This is a genomic window from Stenotrophomonas sp. (genome assembly GCF_059505245.1).
In genome coordinates this window covers 53,259-68,735 of the sequence record NZ_JCACKF010000014.1, presented here as the reverse complement: position 1 = coordinate 68,735, position 15,477 = coordinate 53,259, and the positions used below count along the sequence as shown (strand labels likewise).

Sequence of the window (15,477 nt, the reverse complement as noted above, 5' to 3'; positions counted from 1 at the left end):
CAGCCATGAACAGGCAATCCGTGCGATGCTCCATGAAACCGTTTTCATGGAATGGAGGGATTCCACGATGTTGTCGCGTTTCCGTCGCCCTGTACTGTCTGCGCTGCTGGCGCTTGCCCTGCCTGCGACCAGCGCCTGGGCCGCAGCTCCCGCGCCGTTGAAGGTGATGTCGTTCAATGTGCGCACCCCGGCCGATACCGAGCCGGGCAAGCGCTGGCCCGACCGTCGCGACGCGATGGTGAAGGTCATCCTCGATGCGCACCCGGCGGTGATCGGCACCCAGGAACTGGTGCAGGAGCAGGCCGAGTACCTGGCAGGACACCTCCCCGGCTACCGTTGGTTCGGCGAGGGCCGCCGCGGCGGCAGCGGCGACGAGCACATGGGCGTGTTCTACGACAGCAAGGTGCTGGCGATCGAGGAATCAGGCAACTTCTGGTTGTCCGATACGCCCGATGTGCCCGGCAGCATCACCTGGGGCAACCTGTATCCACGCATGGTCACCTGGGCGCTGTTCCGCCGCATCGACGACGGCCGCCGCTTCTACTTCATGAACACCCACCTGCCCTACCGCGACGAAGACGAGCCGCGGCGGGTCAAGGGTGCCGAACTGATCGGCAAGCGCGTGGCCAACCTGCCGGCCGATCTGCCCGTCGTGCTGACCGGCGACTTCAACAGCGAACCCGGCGGCGACACCTACAAGGCATTCACCCGCGTGCTGCAGGACACCCGTACCCAGGTGAAGGCTCCGCAGGGCCCGCGGCTGACCTTCCACGATTTCACCGGCAAGGCCACCGTGCAGCTGGACTGGGTCCTGGTGCGCGGCTTCCATGCGCGCAGCTTCCTGACCGATGACCGCCGCATCGGTGGCGTGCTGCCATCGGATCATTTCCCGCTGGTGGTCGAACTGGACTGGCCCAGGCACTGAGCAGCCACGGCAGCCGCCGCTACGGCGGTGGCTGCCGCGACAGCAGGCGATACAGCGCCTGATGCTGGTCGCGCGCCTGGCAGATGCGGGCCCCGATCGCCAGGAACACGGCCACGCCAATCAGGCCCAGCCCCAACATCGAATCCTGCAGGCGCAGGAAACCGACCGCCGCCGCCATCGTCGCCAGCACCAGCAGCACCACGACCGCCACTGACAGACCCGCACCGGGTGGACCCGGATCGCCGAACAACATCCGTTGGGTATCCCGCCTTCCATCCGCCATCGCCTGTCCTCCCGAGTGCCTGACCCACTTGTTACACGTCGGGCCGGCATTCCGGCAGAGTCAGAAACGTCACGAAGGTGAAGATGTACGCGGAACGCATCGCGTTACCCTGCCTCCTCCCCCGAACTGCGGAGCAGGACATGGCCCACCAGAGCCGGCTGGCTGGATTCATCATCGACTGCCAGGACCTTCCCGCCGACGCAGGTGCCGGCTTCTGGGCCGCCGCGCTCGGCCTGCAGGCACAGGCGGCGCGTGTCGAAGGGGGCGCCGAGTATGCCGACCTGCTGGGTGCACCGGCGGGCTTGAACGTGGAAGTCCAGCGGGTCGGTCACCCGTCACGGGTGCACCTGGACATCGAGAGCGACGACATCGATGCCGAGGCCGACCGCCTGGAGAAGCTCGGCGCGCGCCGGATAGGCTTCGTCAAACGCTGGTGGGTGATGGAAGCACCGACCGGCCATCGCTTCTGCATCGTGCGCATGCGCGAGCGCGAGGTGCCGGCCAATCAGTGGCCCTGAAAGCAGGAGGGGACGGAAGCACTGCCTCCGTCCCCTGCGGTTACTGCACGTGCGCCACGCTCGGTTGCTGCGGTGATTGCCCCCAGCCGCCCAGCGCCTTGTACACGCCCACCACGCTGACATTGACTTCGGACTCGGCCGCCGCCAGGGCGTCATCGGCCGCCAGCTGCGTGCGCTGCGCATCCAGCAGGGTCAGGAAGTCTTCCGAGCCTTCGCGATAGCGGATCTGTGCCAGTGATTCGGCACGCCGTGCGGCCTGTGCCTGCTCGACCACGATCGCCAGCCGTGCCTGCTGCTTGGAATAGCGGGTCAGCGCGTTCTCGGTATCTTCCAGCGCCAGCAGCACGGCCTGCTCGTACTGCGCGGCCACGCCTTCGGCTTCAGCCTTGCTGGCACGCAGGCGTGCACGCACGGTACCGAAGTCGAATGCCGCCCAGCTCAGCGACGGGGTCAGCGACCAGGCCTTGTTGTTGCCATTGACCAGGCCACTGGCATCGCCGCCGAGGAACCCGACGAAGCCGGACAGCGACAAACGCGGGAACAGGTCCGCGGTGGCCACGCCCACGCGTGCGGTCGCAGCGGCCAGGCGACGCTCGGCCACGCGCACGTCGGCGCGCTGGCGCAGCAGTTCGCGGGTATCGCCCAGCGGCAGCGCCTTGGCGAAGGCCGGCACGTCGTGCGGCGCGAGCATGTCGGTCAGCACTTCCGGGCGCTGGCCGAGCAGCACGGCCAGCCGGTTGCGCGACTGCGCCTCGGCCACTTCCAGCAACGGGATGTCGGCCTCGATCGCCTTCAGGCGGGCGCGGCTGCTCTGCACATCCAGCTCGCTTCCCGCGCCCAGTTCCCAGCGCGCCTCGGTCAGTTTCTGCGTATCGCGCAGGTTTTCCAGCGTGTGCTGGGCCACCGCGATGCGCTTCTGCGTTCCGCGCAGCTCGAAGTAATTGCGTGCCACTTCGGCGGCGACCAGTACCTGCGCATCGGCCAGGTTGGCCTGCTCGGCACCGAGGTCGGCGCGTGCGGCCTCAGCGGCACGGCGCTTGCGGCCGAACAGATCCAGCTCCCAGCCGGCGTCGAAGCCGAGCTGGTAGCTTTCACTGAACACCCGCTGCCCACCCAGCTGCGGATCGGGTTGCTTGCGGCGGTCGTAGCTGCCGCCAGCGGTGATGTGCGGCGCCTGGTCGAAACGGCTTTCGACGAACACCGCGCGGGCCTGGCTGACGCGGGCCACGGCCACGCGCAGGTCCAGGTTGTCCGACAGGGCGCCATGCACCAGCTGTTCCAGCACCGGATCATCGAACTGCGCCCACCAGCTGGCCACCGGCGAAACGCTGCTGAAGACCGGCTGCTGTGCGCTCTGCAGGACCACCGGTTCCTGCACCGGGGCCTTGTAGTTCGGGCCGACGCTGACACAGCCTGCCAGCACCAGGCTGGAGACGGCCATCGCCAACGTGCGGATCACCATGGCAGCACCTCGCCCAGGTAGGTGAAGCTGCCGCTGGCACCGGATTCGCCGATCAGCGCCATCTGCACGCTGGAGCGCGCGCCTTCGGCGATTTCGATTTCGCCGTTGCCGCCGTTCATGTCGGTCTTCACGTAACCCGGATGCACGGTATTGACCTTGATCGGGGTGTTGCGCAGCTCGTAGGCCAGGCTCAGGGTCCAACTGTTCACCGCGGCCTTGGACGCGTTGTAGGCGGGAATCTTGAAGTCGTAGATGCCCGATGAGGGATCCGCGTGCAGGGTCTGCGAGCCGAGCATGCTCGACACGTTGACGATGCGCCCGGACTTGGCCTGCTTGACAAGCGGCAGGAATGCCTGGGTTACTGCGACCAGCGCATACACGTTGGTGTCGAAGGTACGCTTCCAGGTGTCGAGCGACTGCTCCGACGGCGCCTGCGCCGGGTTCTCGATCATGATGCCGGCATTGTTGACCAGGATGTCGAGGCGGCCGTGACGCTGGCGCACCTGCTCGACCGCTTCGGCGATGCTGGCCGCGTCGGTCACGTCCAGTTGCAGGGCTTCGACCGGCAGGCCTTCAGCCTGCAGCTTCAGTGCCAGCTCCACCGCCGTATCGCGCTTGCGACCGGCCAGCAGCGTATGCACACCTGCCTGGGCCAGCTGGCGCACGGTTTCCAGGCCGATGCCACGGGTGGCGCCGGTGACCAGCGCGATCTTGTTCTGATGGGTATTCATGGATGCATGCCTTGTGAGGGGAAAGCCGCCGCCGGCCAGTGACCGGCGGCGACGGGGTTCCATGTCAGTGGTGGATGGTCGGCTCGCCGTGCTGCACCAGCTGGCCACCGCCGTTGCGGGTGACGAACTTGCGCAGGGCCACGTAGAACACCGGGGTGAGGAACAGGCCGAACAGGGTCACGCCCAGCATGCCGGCGAACACGGTGATACCGGTCACCGAGCGCACCTCGGCACCCGCACCATGCGACAGCACCAGCGGCACGGTACCGGCGATGAAGGCGATGGAGGTCATCACGATCGGGCGCAGACGCAGGCGGCAGGCTTCCAGCGCGGCTTCAACGATGCCCTTGCCGCCCATCTCCAGCTCTCTGGCGAATTCGACGATCAGGATCGCGTTCTTGCACGCCAGGCCCATCAGTACCACCAGGCCGACCTGCACGAACACGTTGTTGTCGCCACCGGTCAGCCACACGCCGAACAGCGCGGACAGCAGGGTCATCGGCACGATCAGGATCACCGCCAGCGGCAGCGACCAGCTCTCGTACAGCGCGGCCAGCACCAGGAAGGCCAGCATGATCGCCACCGGGAACACGATGAAGGCCGCCTTGCCCTGGGTCGCCTGCTGGTAGCTCAGGTCGGTCCATTCGGTGGTCATGCCCACCGGCAGCACCTTGCCGGCGATCTCGGTCAGCTTGTTCATCGCCTCGGCCGAGGACAGCAGGCGCGGGTCGGCCTCACCGGCCAGGTCTGCTGCCGGATAGCCATTGAAGCGCAGCACCGGGTCCGGGCCGAAGGTCTGCTTGATGGTGACCATCGAACCGATCGGCACCATTTCGCCGCGGTCGTTGCGGGTACGCAGCTTGCCGATGTCCTCGACCGTCTCGCGGAACGGACCGTCGGCCTGGGCGATCACCTGCCAGGTACGGCCGAACTGGTTGAAGTCGTTGACGTAGGCCGAACCGAGGTAGGTCTGCAGGGTGTCGAACAGCTCGGTGAGCTGCACGCCCTGCGCCTTGGCCTTGACGCGGTCCACTTCGGCATCCAGCTGCGGCACGTTGGCCTGGTAGCTGCTGATCGGGAAGGCCATGCCCGGCGTCTGCGCAACGGTGCCCTGCATTGCCTGCACCGCATTCTGCAGCGCGCCGTAACCCAGGTTGCCCCGGTCCTCGATGAACATCTGGTAGCCGTTGCCGTTGCCCAGGCCGAGGATCGGCGGCGGCATCATCGCGAACGCGAAGCCTTCCTGCAGGCCGGCGATCTTCTGGTTGATCTCGGCATTGATCTGTGCGGCGGTGCGGCCATGGCGCTCGGCGAACGGCTTGAGCGGGATGAACGCCACACCGGTGTTCGGCGTGTTGGTGAACTGCAGCGCGTTCAGACCCGGGAACGAGATGGTGTGGGCCACGCCATCGGTTTCCTGGGCGATCTTGGCGACCTTGCGCAGCATTTCATCGGTGCGCGCGATCGACGAACCTTCCGGCAGCTTTACACCGGCGATCAGGTACAGCTTGTCCTGGGTCGGGATGAAGCCCGGCGGCACCAGCTTGAAGATCACGCCGGTACCGACCAGCAGGATCGCGTAGACCACGAATACCGCGCCACGACGGCCGAGGATGCGGGCTACGCCACGCTCGTACTTCTCCGAGCTGGACTTGAAGAAGCGGTTGAACGGACGGAACACCCAGCCGAACAGGCGGTCGATCAGGCGGCTCGGCGCATCCTTCGGAGCACCATGGGCTTTCAGCAGACGCGCGGCCAGGGCCGGCGACAGGGTCAGCGAGTTGATCGCCGAGATCACCGTGGAGATGGCGATGGTGACTGCGAACTGCTTGTAGAACTGGCCGGTGACGCCGGACAGGAAGGCCATCGGCACAAACACGGCACACAGCACCAGCGCGATCGCCACGATCGGGCCGGACACTTCACGCATGGCCTGGTGGGCCGCAGCGGTGGGTGACAGGCCTTCCTCGATGTTGCGCTCGACGTTCTCCACCACCACGATCGCGTCGTCGACCACGATGCCGATCGCCAGCACCAGGCCGAACAGGCTCAGCGTGTTGATCGAGAAGCCCAGCAGGTACAGCGCGGCGAAGGTACCCACCACCGACACCGGCACCGCGATCAACGGGATGATCGAGGCACGCCAGGTCTGCAGGAACAGGATCACCACCAGCACCACCAGGGCGATGGCTTCCAGCAGCGTGGAGACCACGGCCTTGATCGAGTCGCGCACGAAGATGGTGGTGTCATACACCGCTTCGTACTTCACGTCGGCCGGCATGGTCTTCTGCATCTCGTCCATCGTCGAGATGACCTGGTCACGAATCTCCAGCGCATTCGCACCGGGCGACTGGAAGATACCGATACCGACCGCGTTCTTGCCATCCAGCTGCGAGCGCAGGGTGTAGTCACCGGCACCCAGTTCAAGGCGGGCCACGTCGGCCAGGCGCACGATCTCGCCATCGGTGCCGCTCTTGAGCACGATGTCGCCAAATTCCTTTTCGGTCTTCAGTCGGCCCTGGGCATTGATCAGGGTCAGGAACTGGCTGTTCGGCAACGGTTCGGCACCGAGCTGGCCGGCCGACACCTGCACGTTCTGCTCGCGCATGGCACGCACCACATCGCTGGCGGTCAGGCCACGCGAAGCCACCTTGTCCGGGTCCAGCCAGGCACGCATGGCGTAGTCGCCGCCGCCGAAGATCTGCGCGTCACCCACGCCCGGAATACGCGCCAGCGCATCCTTGACGTGCAGGCGGGCGTAGTTGCGCAGGTACAGGGTGTCGTACTTGCCTTGCGGCGAGGTCAGGTGCACCACCATCAGGAAGGTTGGCGACTGCTTCTGCGTAGTCACGCCCTGCCGGCGCACGTCCTCGGGCAGGCGCGCCTGCGCCTGCGCCACGCGGTTCTGCACCTTCACCGCCGCCGCGTCCGGATCGGTACCCGGGCGGAAGGTGACGGTCATCTGCAGCACGCCGTCCGAGCCGGCAACCGACTTCAGGTACATCATGCCTTCGACGCCGTTGATCGCTTCTTCAAGCGGCGTGGCGACGGTCTCGGCAATGACCTTGGGGTTGGCGCCCGGATACACCGTGCGCACGACCACCGACGGCGGCACCACTTCGGGGTACTCGCTGATCGGCAGGATTGGAATCGTGATCAGGCCTGCGGCGAAGATCACGATCGACAGCACCGCCGCGAAGATCGGCCTGTCGATGAAGAAACGGGAAAAGTCCATGGAGGAATTCCTGGGAAAGGCGTTCGGCGGGCAACAGCCACCCTGCCCCTCGCCGGGATGACGAAGGCAGGGAAGGCTGCCGCTGGCGCCGGCAGCTAAGCGGGGACGCGGATCAGTGGTTCAGTGCGGCAGTCGCATCACGGCCCGGTGCCGGCGGCGCAGCCTGCGGCTGCATCGCCACGGCCTTGGCCTGCACCGGCATGCCCGGCATGAAGACCTTCTGCACGCCGTCGATGATCACCTTGTCGCCGGCGGCAAGGCCGTGCTCGACAATGCGCAGGCCGTCGGCGGTGCGGCCGAGCTGGATGTCGCGGCGCTGGGCCTTGCCATCCTTGTCGACCACGTAGACGTACTTGCGGTCCTGGTCGGTCAGCACGGCCTTGTCATCGATCAGCATGGCCTGGAACTGGCCGCTGCCGAGCAGCTGCACGCGGGCGAACAGGCCCGGCGTGAACTGGCGGTCGGCGTTGTCCAGCAGCGCACGGACGCGGATGGTGCCGGTGCTGCGGGCCACCTGGTTGTCGAGGAAGTCGACCTTGCCCGCATGCGGGTAGCCCTCTTCCCCGGACAGGCCGACCTTCACCGGCAGCGCGCTGTCACGCTCGCTGGGGCGCTCGCCCTTGCGTGCCATCTGTGCATAGCGCAGGAAGGTGCTTTCGTCGGCATCGAAGTAGACGAACACGGTATCCAGCGAGACCAGCGTGGTCAGCACGCTGGCGCTGTCGCCGGCGGTGACCAGGTTGCCGGCGGTGACCATCGCGCGGCCGGCACGGCCATCGATCGGTGCACGCACCTTGGTGAACTCCAGGTTGAGGCGGGCTGCATCCAGAGCCGCCTGCGCGGCCTGCACGGCGGCGCCGGACTGGTCGGCAGCCGCGCGGCGCTGCTCGGCGGTCTCGGTGGAGATCGCCTGCTGCTCGGACAGCCGCTTGGCACGCTCGGACTCGCTGCGGGCCAGCGTGGCCTGGGTGCGGGCGCGGGCCAGCTCGGCGGCCGCGCGATCGTACTCGGCCTGGTAGCTGCGCGCGTCGATGGTGAAGAGCACTTCGCCCTTCTTCACTTCCTGGCCTTCGACGTAGTTGACCTTGTCGATGTAGCCGGACACGCGCGGGCGCAGTTCAACGCTCTGCACCGCTTCGACGCGGCCGCTGAACTCGTCCCACTGGCTGACCTGCTTGACCAGCACCGGCGCGGCGCTGACCTGCGGCGGCGGCGGAGCACCGGCCTCTTCGGCATGGCCGCCGCTGCAGGCCGCAAGCACGGCCGCGGCGAGAATCGACACGCCGACCATCGCGATGCGATGGCCGAAACGATGTGGGGTGGTATTGGGGGAAGTCATGGCATGCATCCGTACGGAGGGGTGGTACAGCTATATGAGAACGTGTTGCAAAAATCGGCGGCGCATACTGCGACCTCAACCATGGTCGAGGTCAAGCGATGCCCGCGGTATCGCGCCACAGTGGAGGGACATCCAGGTGCAGCAGGCCGCGCGGCAGTTCGGCATCGCTGCTGTCGCAGCGGACGATGGCGCGGTTGTCGCGGCAGCCGTCCAGCAGGGAGACCACACGACGACCGACCAGCAACGAGCTTGGCCACTCGATGCACGCATTGGCCGCGTTGGCCGGGGTGCACACCGGGCTGCAGACTTCCAGCATCTGCGCGCGCACACCCAGTGCCTGCGCTTCCTGGTGCACCACCTGCGCGTACATGCGCAGCGCGGCGGTGGTGATCGAGGTCTCGCCGTAGCCCGCCCAGGGCTTGGCGTTGGCGGGGCTGCCGATCATCACGTAGCGGCGTGCATGCACGTTGTCCTGCAGCAGTGGCAGCAGGTGACGCACCGCGTGCACGTGCGGCATCAGGTCGGCCTGCATCGCCCCCAACAGCTCATCGCCATTGCGGTCGGTCACCCGGCCGCGACGGTAGGGGCCACCCATTGCGGCGATGACCGCCGCCAGCGGACGCGGGCGCTGCGCGATGCGTTCGGCCAAGGCACGTGCCGAGCCGTCATCGCTGAGCGAGCCCAGCAGCGTCTCCAGGCCAGGCTCGTCGGCGAACTGCTCATGCAGCGCCGCCAGCCGACCCGGGTCGCGGCCAACCACCAGCACCGGGCTGCCGGCTTCCAGCAATGCGCCGACCACGCCCTGGCCGACGGCACCTGTGCCGCCGAGGACCAGGACTTCGGGCGTCAGTATCCCATTCACGGGACATTTCCTCCCAAATCCGGGATAGTCCCGATCCGGCGCAGCCGGTCACCCTTGTGCGGGGCCAGGCGGATGGCACCGCCACGCTGCTGACGCATGGGCGCGGTAAACTCACGAAAGTCCTTGTGTACCAAGGAACTCGGACGGGCTTCGACGGTCATCGCCAGGTCCAGGGCGTTCTGGCCGACATGCCGGAAGCGGGCAAGAATGTTGCGCAGGCTCATGGCGAGGGGGCTCCATTTCACGAATGGCGCCACGATAGACCTCAAACCTTTACTTGATTAGTCCTGATTAAGGGGAATAATCATCCCGCTCCCGGTCCAATCGTTCTGTCACGATTGTCCCATCCCCGACGTCCAGGATCCCCGACCATGTCCCACGATCTCAACGAGACGCTGATCTTCGTCAAGGTGGTCGAGCAAGGCAGTTTCATTGCCGCTGCCAAATCGCTCGGCCTGCCCAAGACCACGGTCAGCCGCAAAGTGCAGGAGCTGGAAACGCGCCTGGGCGCGCGGCTGCTGCACCGGACCACCCGCCGCCTCGGCCTGACCGAAGCCGGCTCGATCTACCACGAGCATTGCCAGCGCATCGCGCGCGAGCTGGAAGAAGCCGAAAGCGCGGTGAGCCAGTTGCAGTCCGGCCCGCGCGGTTGGCTGCGCTTCACCGTGCCCTATTCGATCGGCATCACCTGGATCGCCCCGCTGCTGGGCCAGTTCCATGCGCAGTATCCGGAAATCCGCCTGGACATGCACATGGGCAACGAGAAGCTGGACCTGATTGCCGGCGAAGCGGATCTGGCGCTGCGTGTGGGCGCCCTGCCCGATTCCAACCTGGTCGCGCGCAAGCTGGGCAGCCTGCGCACGCAGGTGTTCGCCAGCCCGGCCTACATCGAGCGCTATGGTGAGCCGCTGCATCCGGAAGAACTGCAGTTCCATCGCATCCTGGCGATGCGCAAGCCGTATCACACTGGCAATTCACCGCGCTTCACCTGGCAGCTGGGCGAGAACGGCGGCGAGCTGCGTGACTTCCCGGTCACCCCGCTGATGACCGCCAACGACATGTCTGCGCTTAATGGTGCACTGGTGTGTGGCGAAGGCCTGCTGCTGACCGGTGATGTGATGGCCAAGCCGTTCGTCGAGTCCGGCATGGTACGGCGCGTGCTGGCCGGCTGGACCGGCCCGGAAGTGGACTTCAACGCCGTGTTCGCCGGTGGCCGCCTGGTCTCGCCGAAGGTGCGGGCGTTCGTCGATTTCCTGGTGGAAAAGCTCAACTTCGACGCCAACTACATGCTGGCGCAGTGCCCGGGTGCGAAGCTGGCACAGCAGCAGAAGGCCCAGGAAGACGCGGCGTTGGAGAGCAGCGGCAAGCGCATCCTGGAGAAGGTCGCCGCCTCGGCGGTGTAACCGGCTTCGGTAAAGTCGAGCCATGCTCGACTGCGGTTGGAACGGCGCCGACCAAGGTCGGCATCTACCAGGAGATGAGTTGCGGCATTTCCTTCCGACTGCGCCGGGCGTCCGGTAGATGCCGACCTTGGTCGGCGCCGTTCGGAGAAGCCGCGAACGGGAATGCTGTCGGCGTGCCGAGCAAGCTCGGCACCCACAAAAATGCCGCCTGCAAGGGCGGCATTTTCGTTCCGGCTGCGTGGCTTTCGGTAGATGCCGACCTTGGTCGGCGCCGTTCGGAGAAGCCGCAACCGGAAGCGCTATCGGCGTGCCGAGCAAGCTCGGCACCTACAGAAAATGCCGCCTGCAAGGGCGGCATTTTCGTTCCGGCCAGGCCGGAACAGCAACAACGCTACGCGTTATTGCTTGAGCGGAATCACGCGGATTTCAACGCGACGGTTTTTGGCACGGCCGGCATCGGTGCTGTTGTCGGCAATCGGATACGACTTGCCGGCCCCCAGCGTTTCGATGCGCACGCTCTGCACGCCTTGGCCGATCAGGTACTGCGCCACCGAATCTGCGCGTTCCTTCGACAGGCGGTTGTTGACCGCGTCGCTGCCGATGCTGTCGGTGTGGCCCACCACTTCGATCATGGTCTGGTTGTACTCGCGCAGCGTACCGGCCACACCGTTGAGCGAGCCGTAGAACTGCGGCTTCAGGGTGGCCTTGCCGAAGTCGAAGGTGATGCCGTCCGGCAGGTTCAGCATGATGTTGTCGCCCTGGCGCTGCACATCGATGCCGGTGTTGGCGGTGCGCTCGCGCAGCGCGCGTTCCTGGCGATCCTGGTACTGGCCGACGGCGGCGCCGCTGAGCGCACCGATACCGGCACCGATCAGTGCGTGCTGACGACGCTCGGTGGCGCTGTCACCGGTCAGAAGGCCGGCAGCCACACCGATGGCGGTACCGATCAGCGCGTTGCGGCCGGTACGGTTCTGCTGTTCGGTCGGGTTGCCGTACTGGTCGCTCTGCACATAGGAGCCGCCGGTGGCGCAGGCCGACAGGACGGCCGCACTCATCAGGGCCAGTGCGACGTTGCGGGTGGTGTTGCGGATCATGTGGTTCTCCTTGTTTTCCGGTCGGGTCGGCGGCTTACGGGCGCAGAGAGAATAAACAGCCCGATGCGATGTCGGGATGATGATCGGTCGCGGCAACAGGGCCGCGTTCAGCTAACTGACTGGAACGCTCAGCCCGCGCTTTACCCAGCCCCCGTCTGCCGGTAGGCGGCCAGCGCAGCATCGCGGCCGGCGGCCAGATCCACCAGCGGCGTACGCGGATAGCCCGGGGCATGCGCCGCCAGCAGCAGCGGATGCTGCCACGGCGCGAAGCGCGCCTTCACCGGCAGCGCCGCCAGTTCGGGCACCCAGCGGCTGATGTAGCGCGCCTGCGGGTCGAACTTCTCCGCCTGGGTGACCGGGTTGAACACCCGGAAGTACGGGGCCGCGTCGGCGCCGGTGCCTGCCACCCACTGCCAGCCCATCGTGTTGTTGGCCAGGTCGGCATCGACCAGGGTGTCCCAGAACCAGCGCGCGCCCTGCAGCCAGTGCGCACGCAGGTGCTTGCACAGGTAGCTGGCAACAATCATCCGTACCCGGTTGTGCATGTAACCGGTGTGCCACAGCTCGCGCAGGCCCGCATCGACGATCGGCACGCCGGTGTTGCCGCGCTGCCAGTCATGCAGTTGCGCTGCAGTGGGCGTGGCCCAAGGGAAGCGGTCGAAACGCGGATTGAGGTTGTCGGTCGGCGTCTTCGGGAAGTGATGCAACAGGTGGTAGGCGAAATCGCGCCAGCCCAGTTGCCGCAGATAGCCGTCGATGTCGGCGTCAGTGCCGGCACTGCGCAATCTCTCCAGCGCATGCGCGATGCGCCACGGTGCAATCTCGCCGAAATGCAGATGCGGCGACAGCCGCGAGGTGCCGACCCGGTCCGGCAGGTCACGCTGCTCGCGGTAACCGCGCAACGCGCCGTCCTCGAACACGGACAACGCCTCCAGCGCGCCGGCCTCGCCCGGCTGCCAGTGCTCCCAGAAGCCGGAATCCCAGTCCAGCGTGGGCGCCAGCCGCAGCTCGTCCAATGCGAGGCCGTCGACCGAGTGCGCGGTCAGTGCCTTCGGCGCGGCACTCAGCGTCGGCAGGCGCCAATGACTGAGTACGTTGCGCCAGTACGGAGTGAACACCTTGTACGGCTGACCCTGCTGTGTCGCGATGTCCCAGGGCTCGAACAACAGACTGCCATTGCAGCTCTGCGCGTCGATGCCCTGCTCACGCAGCGTGCGCTTGATGGTGGCGTCGCGTGGCTGGGTGGCCGGCTCGTACTTGCGGTTCCAGTACACCGCCTCGGCGCCGGTCTGCTCGACCAGCAACTGCAGGGCCGGCAGGCTGTCACCGCTACGCAGCACCAGCGAGGAACCGCGCGTGCGCAGGTCGGCGTCCAAGGCACCCAGTGAACGGTGGCGCCACGCATCGGAGGCCGCGCCAGGCACCCACTCGCCTTCCTCGTGCGGCGCGTGGAGATAGACCGGCACCACGTCGTGACCCGCATCCAGCGCGGCCTGCAGGGCCGGATTGTCCTGCAGCCGCAGATCACGGCGGAACCATACCAACGCTACCGACACATGCACCGCCTTCGATGTGGAAGGCGGACATGATAGCCAGGGGCGGTGAAGGTGATGCGCGCGTCCGGCCACCCACGGCGGGGTGCTAGTGCTTGAACCGCTGCATGGCCTCGCGGATCACTGACCGTGCCTCGGCGGCGTTGCCCCAGCCATTTAGCTGCACCGGGTTGCGCCCGGCCGGCAGGTCCTTGTAGACGCGGAAGAACGCTTCGATCCGCTGCCGCTCGGCCTCCGGCAGGTCCGCCAGGTCGCGGATACTGGCGTAGGTCGGGTCGACCTTGTCGGTCGGCACCCCGATGATCTTCTCGTCGTGCTCGCCGCCATCGATCATCTTCAGGTAACCGATCGGCCGGAAACGCACGATCACGCCCGGATGCAGCGGTTCGCGGGTCAACACCAACGCATCCAGCGGATCGTTGTCGCCGGCCAGGGTGCGCGGCATCGAGCCGTAGTTGGCCGGATAGGCGACCGGCATCGACTGGAAGCGGTCCACGTGCACCAGGCCGTCTTCCTTGATCTCGTACTTGGTGAAGCTGCCGGCCGGGATCTCCACCGCCAGGTTCACTTCCTGCGGGGCCTGCGCCGGCTGGGCGACCAGGAAGGGATGCAGCACGGTATCGGCGGCGGTTACCGCACTGGCCAGCAACAGCAGGGACGCGCCGATGGCAGCCAATGGAATGATGCGGCGGGGTGTGGTCATCGGCGTCTCCTCATTCCCAGCAGCGGTCGGCGCGACCCTTGGCGGTCTGCGCACGCGGGCAGTCGCGTGGCGTGATGCGGCCTTCGGTCAACTCCGTGCGCTGCTTTCCACCCTTGGCATCACGACGCAATTCGAAGGCATCGTAAAGACGGCCGGTCACGGTGCGTGCTTCATAGCGCAGGTGCTGCGGGTCGATGTTCAGCACCTGGAACAGCGGGGTGTCCTCGGCCACCGGGTCCATCGTCCTGCGCGCTTCGTCGGAAAGGCGGTACTGCTTCGGTCCGGCCACGGTCACCACATACTGCGGCGTCGCGGCCTGCCCTTCGCCACGGCGGCCATAGGTGTGGTCATGGCCCTGCAGCACCAGATCGACGTTGTGGCGGCGTACCACCGGCAGCAGCACGTCACGCAACGCGGCGTTCTCGCGCCCTTCGCGCGGCGAGTAGAACGGCTGGTGCAGCAGCACGATGGTCCACGCCTGCCGATTGCCGGTCAGCACCTTGTCCAGCCACTGTGCCTGCGCCTTGGCGGTGCCGAGGTCGAGTGCCGATGTGCCATCGACCACGGCCACGCGCACGCCCTGCGCATCGAACCAGTAGCTGGTCTGCTGCGCGGCGGTGGCGCCATTGCCCGGCAGCGCGAACGTCACCGGCCAGTGGCGGCCCAGCACGCGGCGCTCCTGCGGGGTGTCCTCGAATTCCTCGAAGTACTCGTGGTTGCCGATGGCCGGCGCCACCAGCGTTTCCTGCGCCAGCCAACTGGTCGCAGCGAACCACTCACCCCACTCGCTGTCATCCATGTTGTCGCCACCGCTGACCAGGTCGCCGGCAAACAGACTCATGCGCGCCTGCGGCGCGGCCTTCTGCGCGGCGCGCACCACGCGGCTGACATGGCTGACGTTCTTGTTCTGGGTATCGCCGAAGTACAGCAGGGTCAGCGGCTGATCGGCGCTGGCCAGCGTGCGCAGCTGGTTCCAGGCGCTCCAGCTGCCATTGCCCTGCACACGGTAGACGTACTGGGTATCCGGCTGCAGGCCATCGATATCTGCCCGATGGTGGTGCGACAGACCGTTCTCGGTCTGCAGCGCGCGGGTCGTCGCACGCACCTGGCGGATGCCTTCAATGGCCGGCGAATCTGCGGCCAGCGCGATTTCCAGCAGCGGCGCCTGCACGCTGTCGTCGGTACGCCAGGCCACGGCGAACCCATGACTGGAATCAACCGCCGGCGAGGCGACGATGCGGTCCGGCACCGTCGTCGCCGCGTAGTGGCGGCTACCTGCCGGCACCTGGGTATTCGGTTCGGCCGCCGCGAACGACAGCGACGGCAGCGACAGCAGCAGGCCCAGCGCCAGCGCGCGCATTACGCACTG

The 15,477-nt window shown here is 66.8% G+C and carries 14 protein-coding genes; 3 read left to right on the top strand and 11 right to left on the bottom strand.

Annotated elements, in window-relative coordinates; genetic code table 11:
* The first annotated feature begins 67 nt into the window (after positions 1-67).
* Positions 68-925: an endonuclease/exonuclease/phosphatase family protein gene (locus tag AC5JLE_RS05530; RefSeq protein WP_032959133.1), complete on the top strand. Its 858-nt coding sequence runs from the start codon at positions 68-70 to the stop codon at positions 923-925.
* A gap of 19 nt (positions 926-944) precedes the next feature.
* Here the strand turns inward: AC5JLE_RS05530 and AC5JLE_RS05525 are convergent, their stop codons facing one another.
* Positions 945-1,208 carry a hypothetical protein gene (locus AC5JLE_RS05525; protein WP_032959134.1) on the bottom strand — a complete coding sequence of 88 codons (264 nt, stop codon included), beginning with the start codon at positions 1,206-1,208 and terminating at the stop codon, positions 945-947.
* A gap of 140 nt (positions 1,209-1,348) precedes the next feature.
* Between AC5JLE_RS05525 and AC5JLE_RS05520 the strand changes: the two genes are divergently transcribed.
* Entirely contained in the window at positions 1,349-1,726 is a 378-nt protein-coding gene (locus AC5JLE_RS05520) for a VOC family protein (RefSeq protein ID WP_496065096.1), read from the top strand.
* Positions 1,727-1,766: 40 nt separating this feature from the next.
* Here the strand turns inward: AC5JLE_RS05520 and AC5JLE_RS05515 are convergent, their stop codons facing one another.
* From AC5JLE_RS05515 to AC5JLE_RS05490, 6 genes are all read right to left on the bottom strand, one after another.
* Positions 1,767-3,188 (bottom strand): efflux transporter outer membrane subunit, encoded by a 1,422-nt coding sequence (locus AC5JLE_RS05515; RefSeq protein WP_496065095.1) that lies wholly within the window; start codon positions 3,186-3,188, stop codon positions 1,767-1,769.
* The gene (locus AC5JLE_RS05510; protein WP_014646789.1) at positions 3,182-3,919 is read right to left on the bottom strand and encodes an SDR family oxidoreductase; all 738 of its coding nucleotides are present in this window, start codon (positions 3,917-3,919) and stop codon (positions 3,182-3,184) included. The genes AC5JLE_RS05515 and AC5JLE_RS05510 overlap by 7 nt, the downstream gene beginning before the upstream one ends.
* 64 nt (positions 3,920-3,983) lie before the next feature.
* Positions 3,984-7,154, bottom strand: a complete 3,171-nt coding sequence (locus tag AC5JLE_RS05505; protein ID WP_053495139.1) for an efflux RND transporter permease subunit — start codon at positions 7,152-7,154, stop codon at positions 3,984-3,986.
* A 112-nt stretch (positions 7,155-7,266) separates the two neighbouring features.
* On the bottom strand, positions 7,267-8,493 hold the full coding sequence (locus tag AC5JLE_RS05500; protein ID WP_069117195.1) for an efflux RND transporter periplasmic adaptor subunit: 1,227 nt from the start codon (positions 8,491-8,493) through the stop codon (positions 7,267-7,269).
* A gap of 91 nt (positions 8,494-8,584) precedes the next feature.
* Entirely contained in the window at positions 8,585-9,355 is a 771-nt protein-coding gene (locus tag AC5JLE_RS05495; protein ID WP_014646786.1) for an SDR family NAD(P)-dependent oxidoreductase, read from the bottom strand.
* Positions 9,352-9,579, bottom strand: a complete 228-nt coding sequence (locus AC5JLE_RS05490) for a hypothetical protein (RefSeq protein WP_134808747.1) — start codon at positions 9,577-9,579, stop codon at positions 9,352-9,354. Before AC5JLE_RS05490 ends, AC5JLE_RS05495 begins: the two co-directional genes overlap by 4 nt.
* 147 nt (positions 9,580-9,726) lie before the next feature.
* Between AC5JLE_RS05490 and AC5JLE_RS05485 the strand changes: the two genes are divergently transcribed.
* Positions 9,727-10,758, top strand: a complete 1,032-nt coding sequence (locus AC5JLE_RS05485) for a LysR family transcriptional regulator (RefSeq protein ID WP_032959145.1) — start codon at positions 9,727-9,729, stop codon at positions 10,756-10,758.
* 398 nt (positions 10,759-11,156) lie between these two features.
* On the opposite strand, the gene AC5JLE_RS05480 is transcribed toward AC5JLE_RS05485, so the two are convergent.
* The 4 genes from AC5JLE_RS05480 to AC5JLE_RS05465 form a co-directional block, all read right to left on the bottom strand.
* On the bottom strand, positions 11,157-11,852 hold the full coding sequence (locus tag AC5JLE_RS05480) for a YiaD family glycine zipper/OmpA-like lipoprotein (RefSeq protein ID WP_014646784.1): 696 nt from the start codon (positions 11,850-11,852) through the stop codon (positions 11,157-11,159).
* Positions 11,853-11,992: 140 nt separating this feature from the next.
* On the bottom strand, positions 11,993-13,408 hold the full coding sequence (locus tag AC5JLE_RS05475) for a cryptochrome/photolyase family protein (RefSeq protein WP_329857589.1): 1,416 nt from the start codon (positions 13,406-13,408) through the stop codon (positions 11,993-11,995).
* An 85-nt stretch (positions 13,409-13,493) separates the two neighbouring features.
* Positions 13,494-14,108, bottom strand: coding sequence for an inorganic diphosphatase (locus AC5JLE_RS05470; RefSeq protein ID WP_100449808.1), 615 nt, complete (start codon positions 14,106-14,108; stop codon positions 13,494-13,496).
* A gap of 10 nt (positions 14,109-14,118) precedes the next feature.
* The gene (locus AC5JLE_RS05465) at positions 14,119-15,468 is read right to left on the bottom strand and encodes a purple acid phosphatase family protein (RefSeq protein ID WP_496065110.1); all 1,350 of its coding nucleotides are present in this window, start codon (positions 15,466-15,468) and stop codon (positions 14,119-14,121) included.
* Positions 15,469-15,477 lie beyond the last annotated feature (9 nt).

Bases quoted from the DNA above. Each gene is read 5' to 3' on its own strand.
- AC5JLE_RS05465 (WP_496065110.1), bottom strand. From the start codon at position 15,468: ATGCGCGCGCTGGCGCTGGGCCTGCTGCTGTCGCTGCCGTCGCTGTCG.
- AC5JLE_RS05510 (WP_014646789.1), bottom strand. From the start codon at position 3,919: ATGAATACCCATCAGAACAAGATCGCGCTGGTCACCGGCGCCACCCGT.
- AC5JLE_RS05520 (WP_496065096.1), top strand. From the start codon at position 1,349: ATGGCCCACCAGAGCCGGCTGGCTGGATTCATCATCGACTGCCAGGAC.
- AC5JLE_RS05480 (WP_014646784.1), bottom strand. From the start codon at position 11,852: ATGATCCGCAACACCACCCGCAACGTCGCACTGGCCCTGATGAGTGCG.
- AC5JLE_RS05525 (WP_032959134.1), bottom strand. From the start codon at position 1,208: ATGGCGGATGGAAGGCGGGATACCCAACGGATGTTGTTCGGCGATCCG.
- AC5JLE_RS05515 (WP_496065095.1), bottom strand. From the start codon at position 3,188: ATGGTGATCCGCACGTTGGCGATGGCCGTCTCCAGCCTGGTGCTGGCA.
- AC5JLE_RS05530 (WP_032959133.1), top strand. From the start codon at position 68: ATGTTGTCGCGTTTCCGTCGCCCTGTACTGTCTGCGCTGCTGGCGCTT.
- AC5JLE_RS05505 (WP_053495139.1), bottom strand. From the start codon at position 7,154: ATGGACTTTTCCCGTTTCTTCATCGACAGGCCGATCTTCGCGGCGGTG.
- AC5JLE_RS05485 (WP_032959145.1), top strand. From the start codon at position 9,727: ATGTCCCACGATCTCAACGAGACGCTGATCTTCGTCAAGGTGGTCGAG.
- AC5JLE_RS05490 (WP_134808747.1), bottom strand. From the start codon at position 9,579: ATGAGCCTGCGCAACATTCTTGCCCGCTTCCGGCATGTCGGCCAGAAC.
- AC5JLE_RS05500 (WP_069117195.1), bottom strand. From the start codon at position 8,493: ATGACTTCCCCCAATACCACCCCACATCGTTTCGGCCATCGCATCGCG.
- AC5JLE_RS05470 (WP_100449808.1), bottom strand. From the start codon at position 14,108: ATGACCACACCCCGCCGCATCATTCCATTGGCTGCCATCGGCGCGTCC.